We start from the raw sequence: 22,957 nt of genomic DNA on the forward strand, positions 1-22,957 counted from the left end.
CTGCCTTATGCTATTTTAGTAATTTTAACAGGACACTTTTTATAGTCTGTCTGTTTCGATAACGGATCGGTTGCATCTAAAATAAGTTTATTAATTAAGATACGTGCATCAAAGAAAGGCACAAACACCAAACCTTTTGGTGGACGGTTACGCCCTCGAGTCTCTACACGAACACGAATATCACCACGCTTGTTACTCATTAACACTTCATCACCACGACGCACACCATGGGACTTAGCATCATCTGGGTGCATGTAACAAAGCCCATCAGGGACTGCCTTATAGAGCTCAGGTACACGACGTGTCATGGTTCCCGTATGCCAATGCTCAAGTACACGACCAGTACATAACCATAGAGGAAACTCTTCATCTGGAGATTCTGGTGGCGCCTCGTAAGGTGCTGAGATTATCCATGCTTTGCCATCTGGCTTGCCATAGAATTCAAATCCTTTACCTTTACCAACATAGGGATCTGAACCCTCTTTAAAGCGCCATTTTGTCTCTTTGCCATCGACAACAGGCCAGCGTAAACCGCGCTCTTTATGGTAGCGTTCGTATGGCGCTAAATCATGGCCATGTCCACGTCCAAAGCTTGCGTACTCTTCAAATAGACCTTTTTGAACATAGTAACCTTGATCTTGTGCATCATCATTGAGGGCTTGCGCTTCTGATAATGGGAACTGGTTCACTTGGCCATTTTCAAATAGCACTTCATACATATTCTTACCACGTACTTCAGGCATCTTAGCGATCAGCTCTTCGGTCCACACTTCTTCAATTTTGAAGCGTTTTGCAAATTCCATAATCTGCCATAGATCAGATTTAGCCTCACCAGGCGCTTTCACTTGCTGGTACCAAACCTGAGTACGGCGTTCGGCGTTGCCATAAGCTCCCTCTTTTTCTACCCACATCGCTGTTGGTAAGATAAGGTCAGCAGCTTGGGCTGTAGCCGTTGGATATGGGTCTGAACAGACAATAAAGTTTTTCGGGTTACGGTAGCCAGGTAAACGCTCGCCGTTAATATTTGGACCTGCCTGCATGTTATTATTACACATGGTCCAATAAGCATTCAGCACACCATCGTTCAACTTACGATCTTGCAATACAGCGTGGAATCCAGGCTTTGGTGGAATCGTGCCTTCAGGGATTTTCCATAACTGCTCTGCCAGTTTACGGTGCTTAGGATTAGCAACAACCATATCTGCTGGTAAACGGTGCGAGAACGTCCCCACTTCACGTGCAGTACCACACGCTGATGGCTGGCCTGTCAGTGAAAATGGTCCATTACCCGGTGTAGATATCTTACCTACAAGTAAGTGAATGTTATAAACCAATGAGTTCATCCATACACCACGTGTGTGCTGGTTCATTCCCATGGTCCACAGTGACATCACCTTAATCTTAGGGTCGGCAAACTGCTTAGCTAAGGTCACGAGTTCATCTTCACTCATGCCTGTCATCTCGGCAGTTTTTGCTGCAGTGTATGGCGCAACTGATTTTTTGTACTGTTCAAAATCAATAGCCTGCACTTTACCAACGTTAGGATTGGCTGCCGCTTTCTGCAACGGATGTTCATCTCTTAAACCATAACCAATATCAACAGTGGCTTGCTTAAAATGAGTGTGCTTAGTGACGAAATCCCAATTTACCGCATCGTTTTCAATGATGTAGTTTGCAATAAAGTTAGCTATTGCAAGATCGGTTTGTGGCTTAAAGATATAACCTTTATCTGCTAACTCAAACGAGCGATGGTAATAGGTTGATAATACGTTCACTTTCACATGGGGATGACTTAAGCGACGGTCGGTGATGCGGCTCCATAAAATGGGGTGCATCTCTGCCATATTCGAGCCCCATAACACAAAGGCATCGGCTTCTTCGAAATCATCATAACAACCCATTGGCTCATCGATACCAAAGCTACGCATAAAGCCACCAACGGCTGAAGCCATACAGTGACGGGCATTAGGATCTATGTTGTTAGAGCGAAAACCTGCTTTCATCATCTTAGATGCAGCATAGCCTTCCATTACGGTCCACTGACCAGAGCCAAACATGCCCACACTGGTAGGCCCTTTCTCTTTTAAAGCCGCTTTCCACTTATCGGCCATGATATCGAAGGCTTGATCCCAGCTTACTGGTGCAAAGTCACCATTTTTATCAAACTTTCCATTAGTTTGACGTAACAGAGGTTTAGTTAAGCGATCGTTGCCGTACATGATTTTTGAAAGAAAGTAACCCTTAATACAGTTAAGTCCTTTGTTGACAGGCGCTTCAGGGTCGCCTTGAGTCGCAACAACTTTACCATCTTGAGTTCCAACAAGTACCGAGCAACCTGTACCACAGAAACGACAAGGCGCTTTATCCCAATGAATTTTTGATTCTTCACTCGATGCAATTAAATTCGTTGCAGTCGCTGGAAGAGTGATCCCTGCAAGTGCCGCAGCAGATGCCGCAGCATTGGCTTTGATAAAATCACGTCTAGACATTTTCATACTTGTTCCTCGCTAACACTATAGCCATCATCAGGGGCTAGGTTATTTTTATTGGTATCGCAATCGGTTCCACTGTCCATTTGGTGATAAACCATAGTGGCACCAAGTACGCCTGGCATATTAGTTATTTTTTCAATAACATCGGTAATAAAGCCTTCTGTTTCAGTCTCTAGCACTACAACCATTTTTCCGAGTTCACTAACGCCATAAATTTCGGCTTCATCAAACGCTTCAATTCTTTTTTTAGTTTCATCTAAATGTTCAGGGCTAACCTGAACAAGTAGGCTTGAGATATGCGCCTCAGTTAGCGACATGTAGGCGTTCCTTATCTATCTGGGGGAAAAATACTGAAATGGAACTCATAAGTCCTCCAACGTGGGGCGAAAGCCCATCACATGGTGAGCCATTAAGATTCGACTCATTATTTGACGGTTAACATCTTGCTGACTCTCAATTTGTTAACTCTATTAACATAGTAACGCGTGTAACAGTTCAAGCTGTATACCTCTAACTTGGTATTACATACGTAGCTTGATCTACGTCACTATATCGATACAAAACATCGCATAGATCAACAAATACAACAATCTATATTAGCTTAAAAATCAATCGCGCAAACAAATATTATGATCTAGAACAAGTTTACAGCACTTAAGTACCAGCTAACCTACGGGAGTTAATGTTATCGAATTGTGAATATACAGCTAAATGGTTAGTGCAACTTTAGTTAGGAGGTATAAAAAACAAGCAGTCAGAGTGTTTTAATCTTAGGGGAGTTAAGAATAGAGTTTGTATAATTGAGATGGACATAAAAAAGCGCAGAGATAAGCATCTGCGCTTTCGGGATAATGAATAGAAGCTGGACGAAAGTTAACTCTCTTTTATGCGGTTTAGCACTCGCTTTTCAGATATCGGATATGCGGTACCTAACACCTGTGCAAAACAGGAAACCCGATACTCCTCTATCATCCATCTTGCATCGAGCAATGCCTCTGGAATGGCAGCTGAGCGAGGAACTTTAGCCAGTTGTGCAGCCAACTCCTTTTGCACATTGTTGATACTATGCATGTGTAAACGGTCTCGATTAGGATCAATCGGCAGCTTATCAAGACGATTATCTATCGCTTTAAGATAACGCGCCATATCAGGCAATCTTCGCCAACCACAACCTTCGACAAACCCCTTATACACCAGTTGATCCAGCTGAGTTTGAATATCGCTCATGGCAAAAGCGATATCTAAGCTGATCTTGCCTTTAAGTCTCTTCTTGATCTTCTGATACAAGGTTAAGATCTCTTCAACCTTAAGTGCAAGTGCAGCAGCCGTTGGATTCAACTCTTGTCTAACCCAGTCTTTCGCTAATTCAAAATCAGCTTCACTGCGCACATCGAGCTCTTTTTCGTCAAGCAGTTGCTGCACTGCAGCGGCAAGAATATCGTCAATTAAGATCTGCACTTGACCAAATGGATTGAAATACATGGCCAACTTTGCCTTATTCGGCAATGTTTTTTGCAGGTGCTTAACTGGAGAAGGAATATTGATCAACAGCAGTCGCTGTAAACCCGATTTATGAGAACGAATAGCTTCATTCTCATCATCAAATAATTTGATCGAAACACTGGATTTGTCATCAACCAAGGCGGGGAACGCCTTCACTTCAAAGCTGCCTTTCTTCTGTTGGAACTGAACAGGCAGATTGCCGAACGACCAAGTTAACAGCTCAGATTTCTCAATACCTGAATCAGCTACTTGTCGAATCGCCTGTGAAACCTGCCCCTGTAAGCTTGCTTTTAGCTGCTCAATGTCGCGACCTTGGGCAACAAATTTGCCTTTATCGCCTTCCACCTTAAAATTCATTAACAGGTGTTTTGTTAACTGAGACGTATCAAAATCATCAGGACTCACACGGGTACCACTCATGCGCAGTAACTGCTTGCACATGGCATCAATTAAACTCATCTCAAACGGCTTCATCGCCTGTAAACAAGCTTTTGCATAATCAGGTGCAGGCACAAAATTACGACGAATGTTTTTAGGTAATGAGCGGATTAATGCGATGCACTTTTCTTCTCTAAGACCGGGCACTTGCCAATCAAAATCCACATCATCGATCTGGTTCAGCAAGGCAACAGGTATATGAATTGCGACACCATCGTCTTCAGCAGCAGGTTCGAAGTGATAACTCACTGGCAGCTTAAGATTACCCTGATGCCAAAAATCGGGAAAATCCAATGCCGAGATATGGGAGTCACCTCTTTGCATCAGTTGCTCACGTTCAAAATCCAGCAGATCTGGATTCTGCTTGCGCTCTATTTTCCACCAGCTAAAGAACTTAGGAGCATTGTAGATACCTTGTGGGATCTTGGGCTCATAAAAGTCCACTAACGCTTGTTCGTCGACTAGAATATCTCGGCGACGTGACTTATGCTCTAGCGCTTCAACCTCTTCCAATAAGGCTCGGTTCTTAAGGAAGAATGACTCATTGGTTCTAAGTTCACCGTCGGCTAGTGCGCTGCGAATAAAGATCTCCCGCGCTTCCACCGGGTTAATTGGACCGTACTGGGTTTTACGTCGATTCACTATCATCAGCCCATATAGCAACTGATTCTCTAACGCGACCACACTGCCCTGCTTGGCCTCAAAATGGGGCTCAAGATAGTTTTTCTTAATCAAGTGTTCCGCTAGCGGTTCAATCCATTCTGGTTGAATTTTGGCGCAACAACGAGCAAACAAACGAGATGTTTCGGTTAACTCCGCTGCCATGATCCACTTTGGCCCTTTTTTGGCCAGCGGTGAACCCGGAAAAACAAAGAACTTACGGTTACGAGCACCTAAATATTCATTGTCTTTATCTTTAAAGCCCACATGGCTCAATAACCCGGTGAGTAAAGATTTATGCAGCAACTCATAATCGGCAGGCTCACTATTAAGACGCCACTTAAGCTCGTGTACCGCTTGTTTTAACTGAGTGTATAAATCTTGCCACTCACGCACCCTCAGGTATGCCAGAAACTCCTTTTTACACTGTTTTCTAAACTGGCTAGCAGAGTGTTCTTTTTGCAAAGACTTGATGTGATCCCACAGATTCACAAACGAGACAAAATCAGAGTCTTTATCGCTGTGTTTCTTGTGAACCTCATCACTGGCCTGCTTTTTATCCATGGGGCGTTCACGGGGATCTTGAATCGACAATGCCGATGTGATCACTAAAGCCTCATGTAAACAGCCATTTTGATTGGCTTGGATCACCATACGGGCTAAACGTGGATCAACTGGAATATGCGCCAATTGACGGCCCAGAGGTGTTAAGGTTAACCGTCCCTTGCTCTTGGTGACCGATTCAAGTTCCTCAAGCAACAAGAAACCATCTTGGATGTAGCGCTGATCTGGCGGCTGAATAAAAGGAAATGCTTCGATATCGCCCAGACCAATCGCCAGCATCTTTAAAATAACAGAGGCTAAGTTGGTGCGTAGAATTTCAGGATCGGTAAACTCTGGACGACCCATAAAGTCATCTTCAGCGTATAGACGAATACATATGCCCGGCGCAACACGACCACATCGACCTTGCCTTTGATTAGCACTGGCTTGTGAGATAGGTTCGATAGGCAGACGCTGCACTTTAGTGCGGTAACTATAGCGACTGATTCTGGCGGTTCCGGGATCGATAACATAGCGTATACCGGGAACTGTTAACGACGTTTCAGCCACGTTGGTTGCTAAGACAATACGACGACCAATGTGACTCTTGAAGACTTTCGATTGCTCGCCATAGGAGAGACGTGCATAAAGCGGCAAGATTTCAGTATCACGATACTGACGACGGTTAAGCTGGTCGGCGACATCGCGAATTTCTCGCTCACCGTTCATGAAAATAAGAATGTCACCAGGGCCTTCGTTGACCAACTCATCAACAGCAGCAAAAATGCCTTCGGTAAGATCGTAATCTTCTTCACTGTCGCGCACTAAAGGTCTAAAGCGAGTCTCGACGGGGTATGTTCGCCCCGAGACCTCAATCACTGGTGCATCATTGAAATGACGAGAGAACTTGTCCAGATCAATGGTTGCAGAGGTAATGATGACTTTAAGATCTGGACGTTTTATCAATACGTTTTTCAGATAACCCAAGATAAAATCGATATTCAGGCTGCGCTCGTGCGCCTCATCGATAATAATGGTGTCATATTGATCAAGAAACTTATCATTGGTCAACTCGGCCAACAAAATACCGTCAGTCATCAACTTTATGTAGGAGTTGTGGTTTATCGCATCGGCAAATCTCACCTTAAAACCAACCACTTCACCAAGTGGGCTATTGAGCTCTTCGGCAACACGACTGGCTACGCTTCTCGCAGCGAGTCGTCTTGGTTGAGTATGACCAATAAGTCCACGACAACCCAATCCCAGTTCGAGGCAGATTTTAGGTAGCTGAGTGGTTTTACCTGAGCCGGTTTCACCAGCAATAATGACCACCTGATTACCGGCAATCGCCCTGGCTATCTCTTCGCGTTTTTGCGAAATAGGCAAACTTTCAGGATAAGTGATCTCAGGACGGCCTTGACGGCGCTTCTCTACCTTCTCAAAAGCTTCGATAGCTTGCAGTTCAAGCTTTTCAAGGTTTGCGCGTTTCTTATCGGAATCGGCTTCTTTATTAAGCCTGTACAAACGACGCTTAATTCTTGATGCATCTGCTTGGTAGCAGTGAGTAAGATAAGCATTTGATAGAGGATGTTGTTGCGAACTCAAGACCAGATTCCATTTCTAGGATCAAAAAAGGGATCCTAGCAAGGAACTGGCATTATTGGTATGGGTAATTACTTCTGCGTATCTATTCTAATGAGGAAAAGTCATGATGATGAGACAACGTAACAGTTACGGCCAGCCAACTTTGCATCAGATAAGGCATTTTCAACTTGCTTAACAAGCATTCGAATGTTCTGCCCTTCCCAGGTTGCGATCCCTGCAGAAACAGTCGCCCAACCGCCTATAGGTGAATCAGGGTGAAGCATTTTTGCTGCTTTCAAACTGTCTTGAACCTTCTTGGTAATTCTTACCGCAGATTCGAGGCCTGTGTCAGGCAGTAATATCGCAAACTCCTCTCCCCCATATCTGGCAAGCATATCATCGGGTCTCTGAATACATGTCTGCAATACATTAGCGATATCAATCAGGCACAGATCCCCCGCTTGATGGCCTACGCTCTGGTTATAACGTTTAAAATAATCCACATCTAATAAGATGACACTTAATGGTTTACCACAACGATTGGCACGCTTAATCTCAATGTTTAACCTATCATCGAGATGCTTTCGGTTACTCACCCCTGTTAACCCATCTCTCATGGCAAGGTTGTCTAACTTAGAGAGCAACAGAGAGTTTTCATGCTGGCTTGCAAGTCCGTCATAGTAATATTTAGCAAAACGCTCACGACATCGGTTCAATACAAAACCAATAATCAGATAGGCGACAACAAACATCATACTGTCTCCACGACTGATATAGAGGTGCATGGTGACCATCGATAGAGTCAAAAACAGTAAAGCACTGTAGAAAAAACGACTATTAGGATAAAAACAGGTCAGCATTACAATCAATAGCGTATAAGCAATGAAGTCCACATAAGGCCAAAAACTATCTTCGATGATGATTAAGCTGAGCATAACCAATAACCAAGCAAACAAGATTAAAAAGAGGTTAATGTAAGCTCGCTTTAAATCGTCATGATGAAGGGTCTTGAGTGTAATACGCAAATAGGAGGTAACAAAAACAACACTGCTAATACCAAAAACAACGACTAGATATTCTCTACCAGAATTGGAATAGACCTTGAGTAAACTGATGGCAGCAATAAAAAATAGGAAAATACATGAGAATTGCGCAAACCGTCTAAAGCCACGCACTATTTGAGCATTGGCGTGTTCGATAAGGGCTTCATTTAGACGTATCACTTCTCTTTGTTTCATAGAAGAAAAGCATAGTCCAAGGGAATGAAAAGTAAAGTGAACTCAAATCCTAAATAGACAATCCAGAAAGCGGTTTCACTCTACCCTATCATGAGACGCACCCCACGGTTTATACCGGCGATAAGTAGCACTGCTGCATGTAGATATTAATCGCGTTCAGTACATCAGTACGGTTAATGGTGCCAATAACCCTACCTTCTTCAACCACAGGATAGACTTTAGGTTTGGGACCTAACATCTGTTCAGCCAGTTTTAAAATACTGTCTTCAGGTGCAACCCAAAGCACATCGGTTCGCATACAGTCACTGACTGTAGCCACTAAATCGCAATGATAACTGCTCTTAAGCATCACTGACATGCAGTCTTGCTGAGACAGAAATCCAACTAAGTGTCCTTTATCGTCCACTACAGGCGCCCCAAGTTTCTTCTTACTTAATAGGGCATCTACCGCTGAAGCCATGGTCATATCAGCATTCAATAATACGGGATGGCGATCCATGTGATTAATGATTTTTATAGAATCCATAATATTCTCCAACAAAAATAGTAAACCCAGTCTACCTAACCTATTCAATATCTGAACACAAAACAACCGATAGTCTTAATCTAAATTGGCTATTAACAAGAGATACTCAGTTTGTTAATCATTTTAACGAGGGGAGAAAAGAATATTAGCGACATGATTAACCTAGCCCACGATGGGGTTTCCTTTGCGGGCTAAGACTTTATTTACTTTATAACCAATTATTTATCGCGCCAAATCATCACTTGCGCTTCTTCTCCACTCTTTCGAGTCGCGCGGTACATGCCTTCGGTATTGAAAGGGGTTGCGATATTGCCTCGTTGATCGATTGCTATCACGCCGCCTGTCCCACCAGCTGTGATCAAACGTTGATTAATCACTTCATCAGCCGCTTGGATGATCGATTTCTGCTGATATTTCACTTTGGCGCAGATATCACCAGCCACATGGTAGCGAATAAAATACTCTCCATGGCCCGTTGCCGATACTGCACACACGCCATTTTCGGCATAAGTACCTGCACCGATAACTGGCGAATCACCTATACGACCAAAACGCTTTGCCGTCATTCCGCCAGTTGAGGTTCCTGCAGCTAAATTGCCATTTTGATCTAACGCTACCGCGCCTACAGTGCCAAATTTATAGTCAAGATCTAAATAGTCACGTCCCATCATATGATTTGCTGCTTGGTAGTCTTTTGCAGCTTCAGCGGTTTTTATCTTCTTTTTAGCATCAATAAGCTGCTCATAACGTTTCTCGGTATCAAAATGCGTCACGGGAACCAGTTGAAAGCCCTGTGTGAGTGCAAACTCCTCAGCACCTGCGCCAGACAACATGACATGGGGTGACTTAGTCATCACCGCTTCAGCCAAATTGATTGGGTTTTTAATGTGTTTTACCCCTGCAACCGCACCCGCATTCATGGTTTGACCATCCATAATAGAGGCATCCATTTCATGTTGACCGTCAAAAGTATACACAGCGCCGACCCCAGCATTAAACAGTGGACTGTTTTCCATGACATTAATGGCTGCTTGGATGGCGACAAGACTATCACCGCCTTTTTCTAGCACTTTATATCCTGCATTAATCGCCTGTGACAATTTATCTCTATACGCTTGCTCTTGCTCGTCACTCAGGTTTGCTTTTGAGATGGTTCCTGCCCCGCCATGAATAGCGATAGAAAAGGGTTTCTCATCATTCGCCCATAGGTGAGAGGAATATGACGTTAAAATAGCGAAAAGTAGGCCTGTTATTCTTGTTTTATTTATCATTTGTACATCCATTATTTTTATTTGCACTCTTTGTAACCATTTATGGATTTAATTACAATCATCAACTTGCCTGTATTCGATAATCTAGCGACAATGGTCACAGTATTCATCTGAACTAACATGAGCCGCTCTTTTTGCATATACGTACATTAGGTTTATGGTCTATTAGCCTTAGCTTCATCGTCAGTTTACTGTGCTCCTTTTCCGCACATGCCGATGACTGGTTAACATTAAATATTCAGGGTGTTTCCGGAGAGTTAGACAGAAACATTCGGGCACATTTAGGCCAGCTCCCCAGCTCCAAAGTTCAGCGCAGAGCCTATATCTTCAACGCAGAAGATAACATCTCAGCTGCGCTACATTCGCTTGGCTATTACCATGGTCAGGTTGAACGAGAAGTTTTATCCCCTGAAGAAGGTACGTGGACGCTAAAGCTCACCATCAAACCTGGGCCCCCAACCATCATTGAATGGGTAGATATCAATCTAGATGGAGAAATTCTTCACGACCCCGTTGTTCTTGACTGGCTGAATAGTCTCACCATCAGGCCCGGTGATATTCTTAATGATGGTATTTATGAGCAGATAAAATCCCAGCTTGTCACACTCGCCTTAGCTCGAGGCTATTTTGATGGCAAATATATCAAGTCGGTGATCACCGTTAATCGCGACATGAACACCGCGCGGATCACCTTAAATTACGATTCAGGCCAGCGTTACCTTATTGGTGATGTCAGTTTCGAAGGACAAACATTGAATAGTGATTTAATGCAATCTTTGATCCCGTTCAAGATTGACAGTCCATACAGTACAGCAAATATTGCCTCATTGAATCGGGAGCTATTAGACACGGGCTATTTTTCAAATATTAAAGTACTGCCTTTAGTCGACAAGTCTGTCGATTTCTATGTGCCAATTAAAGTCGAGGTCAGCCCCAAACCTAGTCACTCTATTGAGTTAGGCTTAGGTGCCGACATCGGAAATACCACGGAAAAAACCCTTGAACCGAGAGTCAGGCTCACCTGGCGGACACCACAGATCAACCGTTTTGGACAATCACAAGAAACCAGCTTAGAGTGGGCACCTGACAAACCTAAATTTTTGACCACTTATACGATACCGTTAACCCACCCGCTTGATGACCAACTGAAGATCCGTCTGGGGATTTTAAGAGATAAATATGGCGTCACTCAGGTTTATGATCCTAATGATAAGAAATTTAAAAATACAGGTGAATTAGAAGCAAACAAGTTCCTAGTCGGGGTCATTCGGCAGCAAAAATTAGATAATAATTGGCTACTCAGCTACTCGCTCGAGGGCATTCGTGAACATTACACACAATCAGAAATAGATTACGACCCCACTTTCGTCCTGTTTGGTGCCAGCATGTCCAAAACGGTTCGAAGTGATAACAGCTTAGATCCTAAATCGGGATATTTTCAACACTACAGCGTGGAATACGCCAACCCCTCTTTAGGGTCTTCAGTTCGCCTGACTCGCATTCAAACCAAATACAAATGGATAGATACCTTTTTTGAAAAACATCGCATTGTCACCCGCCTTGATTTAGGCATTAACTTAGCAACTGAAGAGGACTTAGCATTTATTCCGCCTTCATTGCGTTACTTTGCAGGCGGTGATCAGAGTATTCGAGGCTATAGTTACCAAGAGCTGGGTCCCTATTTGGACTATACCAGCGCTAGCGGTGAGTTAACCCGACAAGTCGTGGGTGGCCGATATTTGATGGTGGGGAGTCTCGAGTATCAGTATTACTTAACCCCTACTTGGCGAGTCGCCGCTTTTGTTGATGCTGGTAACGCCTTTGATGTTAACCAAATTGAACCTATCGTCTCTGTTGGCCCTGGAATTCACTGGATCTCACCCATTGGGCCAATAAAGTTGGATCTAGGTGTTGGATTAAAAGAGACTGACACCGTTGATCGCCCTTGGCGCATCCACTTGACCATGGGGTCTGAATTATGAGCCAGCCTATGAATCAAGAGTCCCATAGCGAGCAAGATACTAAACAGCAAAACTGCACAACTGATACACCCAAAGCGAGTTTTCTAACGACTTGTTTACGTTATTTTAAAACTCTGTCTCGGTTGCTGTTCTATATCCCGCTTAGTTTACTGATCATCATCGCCATCTTAATTGGCACCGATTTTGGTAGCCGAATCACGGTATTTCTGGCCGACACTTTTGTCCCCGATCTCAGTATCACTTATGTATCAGGAACAATAAACAGTCAACTCGAGGTGAAAGATGCCCGCTGGGAAATGGACGGGATCAGTGTTGATATCAAAGCACTAAAACTTCAGTGGTTGCCCATGTGTCTATTGAAAAAGCAACTTTGTGTTGAGGAGCTCATCGCTTCTAACATCTTGGTCGAGATAGACACGGATAAGTTAACGGATGAGCAGGCCAGTGAGGCACCCTCACCCGCATTAACCACTGACACAAAAGAAAGTGCATATGAAGAGATTCAACTTCCCTTTGGCATTGATCTGCAAAAGGCCGACCTTGCCGATGTACAAGTCAGAGTCGATGACATGCACTTTAATACCCAACTTTTGCAAACTCAGGCGCAATGGCAGCAAACGGGAATTAGAGTCAGCTACCTCAATAGCCAGGGGTTACTCGTTTCTATTCCTGTCAGTTCAGATGATAAAAATGCACCTGTCACTCAGCACGCAGACAGTGAATGGGCTATGGCTCATCTTCCTGAAGTGTTTATGCCTATCCCGGTGTTTGTTTCCGATGCCAAATTAAGCGACAGCCGACTCAAATTGGGTAAGCGAGAAGACAAATTTAAACAGATAAACCTCAAAGCCAGTTATCACAGTTTCCTTGTGCATGTGGATCGTCTAGCCGTTGAACACACTTACGGTGACCTTGACCTCAATGGCGAAATTTCGCTCAAAGACGATTACCCGATGAACATCACGGCTGCGGTTGACGCAAAGCATATTAATGAACTCCCAGAACTGAATCCACAAGAAGTTGATTTAAAGGCTAAAGGCGGTTTTAAAAAGTTAGCCATTACCGCTACGGGCTCTGGTCATGTTCGATTCTCACTGGACGGTGATATCGTTTTGGCTTCACCAAGTTTACCTTATCACCTTAAACTCAAGAGCAAACGGTTAACTTGGCCTTTAAACACCCCCTTATATACTGGCGAATCTGTTGAATTAACCAGCCATGGCGATCTGAGTCATCAGTCAGTTGTCTTATCTGGACGGTTCAATACACCTTATCAACCGGAATTGGCTATCGACACTGAATTTCAACATTCAGGCCATGAGATAACACTAAAACACCTCAATGCAAAAGGCGACATTGGTGAGTTCATCGTCTCTGGTAACGCCAATTATGGCAATCAGATCACATGGAATGCAGATGTTAGCCTCTCTCAATTTAAGATGGAGCAACTCAAACTTAAATTAGACAACCCGCTGCCCGCAAGCCTCATCACAGGCCAATTTCATACCCAAGGAACATTTGGCGATAACAAGTGGCAAGTGGGAATGTCAAAATCAGATCTAACCGGTGAGATCCAAGGCTACCCATTCAAGCTGCTAGGTGACATTTCAGTCAATGATAGTCTAAACCTCAGCGCTGACAGCTTAGCACTCAGTGCACTGCAATCGGTTTTAACCATCTCTGGTACGGTGAAGGATACTTGGGCAGTGAATGTGCTATTGGATGTGCCAAATTTAAACCTTTGGCACCCGGGTACATCTGGGAGCATTAAGGCAAAAATTAACGTTTCGGGGAAAAATAAACAGCCAGAAATAGGGTTCACAGCCAATGCACTCGATCTGATGTTTGAGCAAGCAGAACTGGATAAAATCACGATAAAGGGCGCCTATCAGCCATTAAATGCTCATCAGTTTGCGCTTTCACTCAAATCTGGCTATTTAAGTTGGGATGATATTGAGCTCGACTCGATTACGTTCGACTCAAAAGGTGATGAAAAAGAACAAACACTTAGCTTACACACAAAGGGGGATCTGCAACTCAATACAGAGGTGTTCTCAACTTTCGATCCTGATACTGAAAAATTAGCAGCTAAAATTCAGGCCCTTGATCTGAACTCCGTTATTGGCCCATGGGTGCTTCAATCCCCTTTTGACATAACTTGGGACAATAAGAAAAAATCTGGCGTGATTGATACCTTCTGTTGGCAGCATAAAGATGGAAAATTATGCCTCGATGATGCCGCAGAGCTTGGTAGTAAAGGCGATATGGTCGTCAATTTTAAGGGTGACATTGGTTCGCTATTAACACCTCTTTTGCCAGAAAGTTTATCCTGGCAAGCCCCTGCAACATTAAACACTCAACTTGAATGGCAACCAGGCAGTAAGCCGACTGGATTTTTAGAGCTGAACTTCGAACCGGGTCATATCAGTCTCAATAACAATAGTCGAAGCTTAGATATCGGCTACAAACTGCTTAATCTTCAAGCACGACTAGATGAGAAGATGCTAACAACTCAGGTTACCTTTGACTCTCATGACATCGCCAGTTGGGAAGGCAAGTTAGATATTAATGTCACTCCTGACAGAACCATCTCAGGCTACACTAAACTGCACCAAATAAACTTAGCGGCCCTTGCTGAGTTTATGCCACAACTGGAACGCCTCGCAGGTAAAGTATCCAGTGAGTTAACCATTGCAGGAACATTAAGCAAACCAGACATTTCTGGCGGCATTTCATTAAAACAGGGTGAGCTGCTGGTCACAGCAAACCCAACATTGCTTGAGGATATTGACCTTTCCATTACGCTTTCAGGCCAACAAGCTAATGTCGACGGCCATTGGCTCATGGGCAAAGGCAAGGCTAATCTTAATGGTGTACTCGATTGGGGCGGTACAGCATTTACCGGAGACCTGACATTTGCGGGTAAAGATCTGGCCATTATTCAACCGCCGCTTGCATTGATTGATGTCTCACCCGATCTCAAGATACGATTTAAAAAAGACAGCCTTGATATTCAAGGCCTACTTGATATCCCATCTGGTGACATCAAGATAGTTCAGTTGCCCGCAGGTGGTGTTGCCGTGTCTTCGGATGTGGTATTTGAAGACAGTATCTCCTCAGGTGAGAAAGAGCGGATACCACTAGCCTTTACCACCAATATAAAAATCAATGTCGCTGACAAACTCAGAATCAACGGCATGGGGTTGAGAGGTCGATTGACCGGAACACTGGACTTGATGAAAGAGGCCCTCAATCCGCCACTCTTGTACGGCGATATTCGAGTCGTAAATGGGACCTATAAGTTTTTAGGTCAAACGCTAGAGATTAAGACCGGTGAAGTTCAATTTATTGGTCCTTTAGCTGTTCCTAACCTCAATATAGAAGCTGTAAGAGAGATCAAAGATGGCGATGTAATTGCAGGGGTCAAGATAACTGGCACACCACACAAACCTATTGTTACCCTGTTTTCATCACCGGCAAAAGAGCAGGCAGAGATCCTCTCCTACATCATTAAAGGCACTGGATTTCGTGGTAATGATGCAGATGAAAATAGCAGCTTGATGTTGGGTGCAGCATTAAGTTTAAGTAACCAGCTTGGAGGAGGAGCGATTAATAATATCGGTAACTCTGCCACCAGTCTCATCGAAGACATTGGGTTTTCAAATGTTCAACTTGATGCGAATGATGATGGCCGTGTCGCAATTAGTGGGTATATTGGGGAGGACTTAATGGTCAAATATGGGGTTGGGGTATTCAATCCTGGCTATGAAATAACGGTAAGGTATTACCTTTTATCCCAACTCTACCTCGAAACCGTGTCAGGTACAGTGGAGCAGTCATTGGATCTTTACTACAACTTCGATATTGATTAATCGCAGTTTTAGTATTATTCCCACCCACAAAAAAACCGCTTAACAGCGGTTTTTTGTTTGGGTTAACTTATCCCACTATTCTGAAACAGACCTACTCAGGGACAGCTTGTTGGCTATTTTTAAATCGCTGCCACACTTTGCCACTGTTTATGCCGTAACTGCGCATCAGTGCTGGAATGGCGTTATGATTTTTATCTTGTGCAAGTTGCTGCAAGGCTTCATAAAACTCAAAGGCTAACTCACGGGCTTTGTCGATACCAAAGTAATCTTCACCCACTCGACTATAAAGACCTTTAAACCCATTGAGGATTAACACATAAAGAGGATTGCCTGAGTTATAGGCTAAGGTGTGGTGCAGTTGATAATCAAACTGAACATAAGCCTTAGGATCGTTATTTAGCAAAGATATCTCTTTTAATGCTTCTAACACTTTATCTGGGTTATGACGTACAGCCCCTTTAAAATATATCGCACTAATATTAGTTCGAGCCGACAATAGCTGCTCAAGTAATACTGGCTCACCAGCCGGATTAAGATCCGCGATGGTTTCTAATACGTTTAAACCTGAACTTTCCCAAATATCATTCACTCGGGTTGGCTTACCATGTTGAATCGTCAACCAGCCATCTCTGGCTAACCGCTGAAGCACTTCCCGCAATGTTGTGCGCGTCACGCCAATCAGTTCTGATAGCTCTCTCTCAGCAGGTAATATTGAACCAGGTGGAAACTTATCCTCCCAAATAGAACGGACAATATATTTCTCAGCAAAACTCGCAGGCCCCTTGGCTTCTATAATATCTCTGTTCTTTGCCACAGGCGGAGCTTTTTGGACAATTGTCATCAGGGTAGTTTTCCAAATTCAATTCACATGATATATCCACTGATCATACCAGAGAGAGGATAAATGGAAACCTTTGTAGATCAAAACAGGGAAAGATCAAAGCTTAAAGTCACAAAACACTGCAAAAGCAGACTTTATTCGTTCATTTGAGCTTTTTTTGCTGATTGAGTCGACAATTTAAGATTTTTTTAAGCTTTCAATGTCGATAGGCTATTAAACACTAGCCTCTTTACGCTAGACTTGGGCGCTTCAAAAGATGGTGGTCTAACACTACTAATCATAATATCTATCAATTTTGAGAGGGTGCCATGCCTGTGACGATGAGTCAGGCGTTTATTGATAACTTCTTGGGTAACTCACCTAAGTGGTTCAAAATCGCAATTTTATCATTTTTAATAATTAATCCGATTGTGTTTTATATCAATCCGTTTATAGCCGGATGGTTATTGGTCGTTGAATTTATCTTCACCTTAGCCATGGCATTAAAATGCTACCCACTTCAGCCTGGTGGATTACTTGCCATCCAAGCCGTTGCGATAGGCATGACATCCCCCAGCCAAGTTTTTCATGAGATCGAAGCTAACTTAGAAGTCCTACTCTTACTGGTCTTCATGGTGGCGGGTATCTACTTTATGAAGCAGTTATTACTATTCGGCTTCACTAAGATGATCACTAAAGTGAAATCTAAAATAGCCGTGTCCATGATGTTCTGTATCGCATCGGCATTTCTATCCGCCTTTCTCGATGCATTAACCGTTATTGCTGTCATCATCGCAGTCGCAGTTGGTTTCTACTCTATCTATCATAAAGTTGCATCTGGTAAAACCTTCACAGACGATCACGACCACACCTCTGACGGGCAGCAACAGTTGTGTGATGATGAGTTAGAAGCATTTCGAGGATTCTTACGTAATTTATTGATGCATGCTGGTATTGGTACTGCCCTTGGTGGTGTTTGTACTATGGTCGGTGAGCCACAAAACTTAATCATTGCTGCTCAAGCAAATTGGCAATTTTCCGAGTTTGCGATACGTATGTCACCAGTGACCGTTCCTGTCTTTTTTGCTGGCATCTTAACCTGTTTCTTAGTTGAAAAGTTTAAAGTCTTTGGCTATGGGCAAGAGCTACCAGCAGCAGTACATAAGATCCTATCCGACTATGAAGCTCACGAAGATGCAAAGCGCACTAACCATGACAAGATGAAGCTTATCGTACAAGCCTTTATCGGAATTTGGTTGATTGTCGGATTAGCCCTTCACTTAGCTTCAGTCGGCCTTATTGGTCTGTCTGTTATCATTTTGGCAACGGCATTCAATGGCGTAACGAACGAGCATGCACTGGGTAAAGCGTTTGAAGAAGCCCTACCTTTCACTGCATTGTTAGCTGTTTTCTTTGCTGTTGTTGCTGTGATTATCGATCAACAGTTGTTTGCTCCGGTTATTCAATGGGCGTTAAGCTATGAAGGTAATACTCAATTAGTTATCTTCTATATCGCTAATGGTCTGTTGTCTATGGTCAGTGACAACGTGTTTGTTGGCACGGTTTACATCAATGAAGTCAAGGCAGCCCTCTTATCAGGACAGATAACCCGAGATCAATTTGATCTACTCGCTGTAGCCATTAACACTGGTACCAACCTACCATCGGTGGCAACACCAAATGGTCAGGCAGCCTTCTTGTTTTTGCTTACCTCTGCAATCGCCCCATTGGTCCGCTTATCATACGGCCGTATGGTGTGGATGGCGCTACCATACACAATCGTATTATCGATTGTCGGCGTGTTAGCGATTCAGTTAGGTGGACTTGAACAAATGACACAGTATTTTTATGATACCAACATCATCATTCATCATTCGCTCAGAGATGCTGTTGAAGTCGCAACTGAATTACCGGCGTCCGCACACTAATTAGTAAATAAACTCAGTATAAACTGAACTTATTTAAATTAGAAAAGTCTTAAAAACGCCCTCGCAGGGCGTTTTTTATTAACCTAATTAGGGAGAATTCAGTCTTGAATCCAGTCACACAGTTCGCACAATCACGTCTTGCTTGGCTCATACTAGCAGGCACAGCTCTTGGCCTTGAGCTCTGCGCCTTATTCTTTCAATATGTGATGAAGTTAGACCCTTGTGTGATGTGTATCTATCAAAGGCTAGCTATATTCGGCATTCTAGCTGCTGGATTAATTGGTGTTATTGGTCATAAAAACCGATTTATGCGACTCATTGCTATTATTGGTTGGGGAGTCAGTGCAGCTTGGGGATTAAAATTGGCCCTTGAACTGGTTGATATGCAGACCAATCCATCACCATTTTCAACCTGCTCTTTCCTACCTGAATTCCCAACTTGGATGCCGCTTCATGAGTGGATACCTTCTGTGTTTATGCCAACAGGTATGTGCACTGATATTCCATGGGAGATGGCTGGTGTTACTATGGGTCAATGGATGATAGTCGCATTCTCAGCATATTTAATCGCATTGGCGGTCTTTGCTATACCTGCGTTACGCAAAACACATTAACCCTATTTTTACGCCAAAAAAACGCCCTGTTGGGCGTTTTTTGTTTAGTTCATCATGGAATAAATACTCGCAGAACCTACACCGGATTATTAATATCCACAAAGTGATGCTCGAGATTAAATTCACGCGCCAAATGCTCACCTAATGCCTGAATGCCATAGCGTTCTGTCGCATGATGCCCTGCAGAAAAATAATGAATGCCAAGCTCGATAGCACTGTGGTAAGTACGCTCTGACACTTCTCCGCTAATAAAAGCATCGACGCCCAAATCTGCGGCTATATCGATATAATCCTGTGCGCCACCAGTACACCAAGCGAGTGTATCTATCAACTCATCTTCATTACCGATATGAAGCGCACAGCGATCTAATACTTGATTTAACCTTGCTGAAAACGCTTTAGCAGTTATTGGCTTATCGAGTCGCCCCTGCCAAATTAATCCTTGCGCTACCCCCTCTACAGCTTCCGCACCAACAATATCAAGCTGACGCGCAAGCTCTGCATTATTGCCTAACATGGGATGACCATCTAAAGGAAGATGGTAACCGAATAGGTTAATGTCGTTATTGAGCAGAGATTTTATTCTTCTCTGCTTCATGCCTGTAATGACCTGTGCCTCACCTTTCCAAAAAAAGCCATGATGAACCAAAATAGCATCAGCCTCTAACGCAATGGCTTGATCAATTAATGCCTGACACGCAGTGACTCCAGTCACTATGGTCGAGATTTCTGTTTTACCTTCAACTTGAAGGCCATTTGGTGCGTAATCTTTGTACTTGGATATCTGTAAAAAGTCAGAAAGATACTGACTTAACTCTGTACGTGTCATGAAGCTACCCCTTGATATTTTGTAGAAGTGTAACTCATCAATGCAAAATTATTAACTATACTGAGTCGATAATGATGTGATCAAGGAGCTGCATAGAGAATGTTAATTTGAACCTCAATATGTCAATTAAATAGACAAATGCAGTAGATTTGCAGTGAAAATTGGACTTTTTACCAGTTTCACCTATAAAATCCCCCGAAACCTTCAAGTAAACATTAAAAGAAATAGGTTATAACTATGTCAAAACTGACCAAAGAAGAAGTGATCAGCACGTTGGAGTCTGCCCTTGCGACTAAACAAGGAAGTGCTGTAACGATCGAGCAAAAAGGTAGCTGGTACAAAATCGATGGTGGTAAGTCACTCCGCTTTAGTGAGCTAGAAAGTATGCTTACCGAACTATCTGGCGAAACTCCTGCCGTAAAAACGACAGCAGAAAAGAAAATTGCACCAGTTGCAAAAACGGCGAAAGCAAAGGCAGCGACTAAACCTGCGGCAAAAAAAGCAGCACCTGCTAATGCCCATGGCGGAAAAACGCCAAAAGAGCTATGGCGTGAAAAACTGGCTGGCAAAGGCCAACTACCTCGCGGCTTCTAACTTTTTTAAAAATAGAGAAGCAATAAAAAGGAGCCTTCTGGCTCCTTTTTAACACCTATTATTTTTTAAGCGAATAATCTCAACGCTACATCGCGATATCAACTCTCACGCTGCCAGCTAGGTATACCACTCTGACATCGTCGCCTGCATTAAAGATCATACCAGGGTCAAGGTCCTGAAGAATCATCACCTGCTCACCATCTTCTTGTTTGATCATTAACTCGACTAATTTCAATTCTTGGTAGTAATCGTTGTTTCCATAGTTATTTCCGATCCCAGCTCCAAGCAAAGCACCAAGAACGGTCGCGACATCTTGACCGCTACCACCACCAAACTGGTGACCAACCACGCCCCCCACTAACGCACCGCCAAAGGTTTTCCAACCTTGGTTCCGATCTTCGACTAACTGCTTTTGCGTGATATTTCTCACTGAAATAATGTTGCCATATTGAACTTGCTCAACGGCTACTGCTTGATTTCGTTTATATCCGGCTTCCACGGTGTTAAATACACTAATAAATAGACAAACGAAGACTAAGGTCGTGATCCATGGTTTCAACATAATCGTTTTTCCGCTAACTTATAATAAAGCCTAATTAAGATAATCTTACTCAATTGTGAACTCACTGTCTTATTTAAATCAAGAACTCGAGCAGTTCCCCTCTCCGGAATTTGCTCTCACCGATCCTAATGGTCTGTTGGCTGTGGGTGGTGACTTGCAACCCGCACGCTTGCTCAATGCCTATTACGAAGGGATTTTCCCCTGGTTTAACGCTGATGACCCTATTCTTTGGTGGTCTCCAGATCCACGAGCAGTGTTTGTACCCGGTACAATGAAAATCAGTCGTTCGTTGCTTAAATATCTTAGGAAAAAAACCTGGCGTTACAGTATTAATCAAGCTTTCACTGAAGTCGTTCAAGGCTGTGCCGCACCTAGATCGTCACAAGACGGAACTTGGATAACGCCAGAGATCCAAAATGCATACATTAAGCTTCATGAATTGGGCCAAGCCCACTCTGTCGAAGTCTGGCAAGATGATGAACTGATTGGAGGCTTATATGGATTAGCAATAGGCCAAGTATTTTGTGGTGAGTCCATGTTCCACACTCAGACTAATGCCTCTAAAGCTGCCATGTTATTCTTGCATCAGCATCTATTAAAACAAGGGTTTAAACTTATTGATGCTCAAGTAATGAACCCACATTTAGCATCATTAGGTGCAACAGCATTAAAGAGAAAAGACTTTCTCAATTTACTCAAACGTTTTAGAGATCTCAGTGTCGCGCCTAACACTTGGGTCGAATCAGAGGTATCACTTGAGCTTTAAATCGCATCCTATCTCCGTTGGAGTGACACAGACTTTTCCTTGCAGTTATCTCGACAATCAACTTGAACAATTATTAGTCCTTCAGGAAGATCCTATCGGTCTAGAACTATTCGAGCGATTACTGGCTTTAGGGTTCAGACGTAGCGGTGGCACAATCTACAAGCCTCAATGTCCCAACTGCAATGCCTGTTTACCCATTCGAATACCGACCAAGCAATTTACCCCTTCAAGACGCCAGAAACGCACCCTAAAGAACAACAAAGACATTATTTGGAAAGTGGTCGACGAACAACAGGAATATCATTACAACCTGTATGAGCGTTATATAAACGAACGACACCAAGATGGCCCCATGTATCCTGCATCCAAAGAGCAATATCAGCACTTTATCAATTCAAGCTGGCTCAAGCCTCAATATATTGAACTTTGGGATGGTGATGCCTTAATTGGCGTCGCGGTGACGGATGTGATGCCAAATAGCTTATCTGCAATCTACAGTTTTTTCTGTCCTAATGAGCATAAACGATCATTAGGATCACTGCTTATTCTTCTCCAATGCCGCTTAGCAAAGATGATGGATAAAGATTTTGTCTACCTCGGCTATCAAATCGACGAATCAAGAAAAATGAATTACAAACGAAGCTACTTACCCTATCAGATATTAACGACCAATGGATGGCAGCAAATATCTGATGAATAACTGCAATTTCAATTTACGCCTAATATTTATCCTAA

The 22,957-nt window shown here is 43.3% G+C and carries 16 protein-coding genes; 7 read left to right on the top strand and 9 right to left on the bottom strand.

The window, feature by feature from the left end; translation table 11 throughout:
* Positions 1-5: 5 nt before the first annotated feature.
* The 6 genes from napA to FN961_RS17890 form a co-directional block, all read right to left on the bottom strand.
* A complete protein-coding gene (gene napA / locus FN961_RS17865) occupies positions 6-2,495 on the bottom strand; it encodes a periplasmic nitrate reductase subunit alpha (RefSeq protein ID WP_144041543.1) in 2,490 nt (829 codons plus the stop codon).
* Positions 2,492-2,809, bottom strand: coding sequence for a chaperone NapD (locus FN961_RS17870; protein ID WP_144041544.1), 318 nt, complete (start codon positions 2,807-2,809; stop codon positions 2,492-2,494). The genes napA and FN961_RS17870 overlap by 4 nt, the downstream gene beginning before the upstream one ends.
* A gap of 556 nt (positions 2,810-3,365) precedes the next feature.
* The gene (hrpA, locus tag FN961_RS17875; RefSeq protein WP_144041545.1) at positions 3,366-7,247 is read right to left on the bottom strand and encodes an ATP-dependent RNA helicase HrpA; all 3,882 of its coding nucleotides are present in this window, start codon (positions 7,245-7,247) and stop codon (positions 3,366-3,368) included.
* Positions 7,248-7,342: 95 nt separating this feature from the next.
* Entirely contained in the window at positions 7,343-8,458 is a 1,116-nt protein-coding gene (locus FN961_RS17880; RefSeq protein ID WP_144041546.1) for a GGDEF domain-containing protein, read from the bottom strand.
* A 109-nt stretch (positions 8,459-8,567) separates the two neighbouring features.
* A complete protein-coding gene (locus FN961_RS17885; RefSeq protein WP_144041547.1) occupies positions 8,568-8,984 on the bottom strand; it encodes a CBS domain-containing protein in 417 nt (138 codons plus the stop codon).
* Positions 8,985-9,202: 218 nt separating this feature from the next.
* Positions 9,203-10,255, bottom strand: a complete 1,053-nt coding sequence (locus tag FN961_RS17890; protein ID WP_144041548.1) for an isoaspartyl peptidase/L-asparaginase family protein — start codon at positions 10,253-10,255, stop codon at positions 9,203-9,205.
* Between the two features lie 140 nt (positions 10,256-10,395).
* Between FN961_RS17890 and FN961_RS17895 the strand changes: the two genes are divergently transcribed.
* A complete protein-coding gene (locus FN961_RS17895; protein ID WP_444544672.1) occupies positions 10,396-12,237 on the top strand; it encodes an autotransporter assembly complex protein TamA in 1,842 nt (613 codons plus the stop codon).
* Positions 12,234-16,109 (top strand): autotransporter assembly complex protein TamB, encoded by a 3,876-nt coding sequence (gene tamB, locus FN961_RS17900; protein ID WP_229814726.1) that lies wholly within the window; start codon positions 12,234-12,236, stop codon positions 16,107-16,109. Before FN961_RS17895 ends, tamB begins: the two co-directional genes overlap by 4 nt.
* A gap of 91 nt (positions 16,110-16,200) precedes the next feature.
* Here tamB and fadR read toward each other — a convergent pair whose 3' ends face one another.
* Entirely contained in the window at positions 16,201-16,950 is a 750-nt protein-coding gene (gene fadR, locus FN961_RS17905) for a fatty acid metabolism transcriptional regulator FadR (RefSeq protein ID WP_144041550.1), read from the bottom strand.
* Positions 16,951-17,258: 308 nt separating this feature from the next.
* Here fadR and nhaB point away from each other — a divergent pair, with 308 nt between their 5' ends.
* Together nhaB and dsbB are read left to right on the top strand one after the other, a co-directional pair.
* Positions 17,259-18,857, top strand: a complete 1,599-nt coding sequence (nhaB, locus tag FN961_RS17910; RefSeq protein ID WP_144041551.1) for a sodium/proton antiporter NhaB — start codon at positions 17,259-17,261, stop codon at positions 18,855-18,857.
* 104 nt (positions 18,858-18,961) lie between these two features.
* On the top strand, positions 18,962-19,471 hold the full coding sequence (dsbB, locus tag FN961_RS17915) for a disulfide bond formation protein DsbB (RefSeq protein ID WP_144041552.1): 510 nt from the start codon (positions 18,962-18,964) through the stop codon (positions 19,469-19,471).
* Between the two features lie 76 nt (positions 19,472-19,547).
* Here dsbB and FN961_RS17920 read toward each other — a convergent pair whose 3' ends face one another.
* Entirely contained in the window at positions 19,548-20,300 is a 753-nt protein-coding gene (locus FN961_RS17920) for a Nif3-like dinuclear metal center hexameric protein (protein WP_144041553.1), read from the bottom strand.
* Between the two features lie 237 nt (positions 20,301-20,537).
* On the opposite strand from FN961_RS17920, the gene FN961_RS17925 reads away from it, so the two are divergent.
* Positions 20,538-20,894 (top strand): hypothetical protein, encoded by a 357-nt coding sequence (locus FN961_RS17925; RefSeq protein WP_144041554.1) that lies wholly within the window; start codon positions 20,538-20,540, stop codon positions 20,892-20,894.
* 85 nt (positions 20,895-20,979) lie between these two features.
* Here the strand turns inward: FN961_RS17925 and FN961_RS17930 are convergent, their stop codons facing one another.
* Positions 20,980-21,456 (bottom strand): outer membrane lipoprotein, encoded by a 477-nt coding sequence (locus FN961_RS17930; RefSeq protein WP_144041555.1) that lies wholly within the window; start codon positions 21,454-21,456, stop codon positions 20,980-20,982.
* 55 nt (positions 21,457-21,511) lie between these two features.
* Here FN961_RS17930 and aat point away from each other — a divergent pair, with 55 nt between their 5' ends.
* Both aat and FN961_RS17940 read left to right on the top strand, forming a co-directional pair.
* Positions 21,512-22,222: a leucyl/phenylalanyl-tRNA--protein transferase gene (aat, locus tag FN961_RS17935; protein ID WP_144041556.1), complete on the top strand. Its 711-nt coding sequence runs from the start codon at positions 21,512-21,514 to the stop codon at positions 22,220-22,222.
* On the top strand, positions 22,212-22,922 hold the full coding sequence (locus FN961_RS17940; protein WP_144041557.1) for an arginyltransferase: 711 nt from the start codon (positions 22,212-22,214) through the stop codon (positions 22,920-22,922). The genes aat and FN961_RS17940 overlap by 11 nt, the downstream gene beginning before the upstream one ends.
* Positions 22,923-22,957 lie beyond the last annotated feature (35 nt).

It is taken from the genome of Shewanella hanedai, from assembly GCF_007197645.1.
In the GTDB taxonomy this organism is placed as follows: Bacteria; Pseudomonadota; Gammaproteobacteria; order Enterobacterales; family Shewanellaceae; genus Shewanella; species Shewanella hanedai.

Excerpts from the sequence above, each read along its gene's own strand:
- FN961_RS17920 (WP_144041553.1), bottom strand. The coding sequence starts at position 20,300 with ATGACACGTACAGAGTTAAGTCAGTATCTTTCTGACTTTTTACAGATA.
- FN961_RS17890 (WP_144041548.1), bottom strand. The coding sequence starts at position 10,255 with ATGATAAATAAAACAAGAATAACAGGCCTACTTTTCGCTATTTTAACG.
- fadR (WP_144041550.1), bottom strand. The coding sequence starts at position 16,950 with ATGACAATTGTCCAAAAAGCTCCGCCTGTGGCAAAGAACAGAGATATT.
- FN961_RS17880 (WP_144041546.1), bottom strand. The coding sequence starts at position 8,458 with ATGAAACAAAGAGAAGTGATACGTCTAAATGAAGCCCTTATCGAACAC.
- FN961_RS17885 (WP_144041547.1), bottom strand. The coding sequence starts at position 8,984 with ATGGATTCTATAAAAATCATTAATCACATGGATCGCCATCCCGTATTA.
- nhaB (WP_144041551.1), top strand. The coding sequence starts at position 17,259 with ATGCCTGTGACGATGAGTCAGGCGTTTATTGATAACTTCTTGGGTAAC.
- FN961_RS17930 (WP_144041555.1), bottom strand. The coding sequence starts at position 21,456 with ATGTTGAAACCATGGATCACGACCTTAGTCTTCGTTTGTCTATTTATT.
- napA (WP_144041543.1), bottom strand. The coding sequence starts at position 2,495 with ATGAAAATGTCTAGACGTGATTTTATCAAAGCCAATGCTGCGGCATCT.
- FN961_RS17870 (WP_144041544.1), bottom strand. The coding sequence starts at position 2,809 with ATGTCGCTAACTGAGGCGCATATCTCAAGCCTACTTGTTCAGGTTAGC.
- tamB (WP_229814726.1), top strand. The coding sequence starts at position 12,234 with ATGAGCCAGCCTATGAATCAAGAGTCCCATAGCGAGCAAGATACTAAA.
- FN961_RS17925 (WP_144041554.1), top strand. The coding sequence starts at position 20,538 with ATGTCAAAACTGACCAAAGAAGAAGTGATCAGCACGTTGGAGTCTGCC.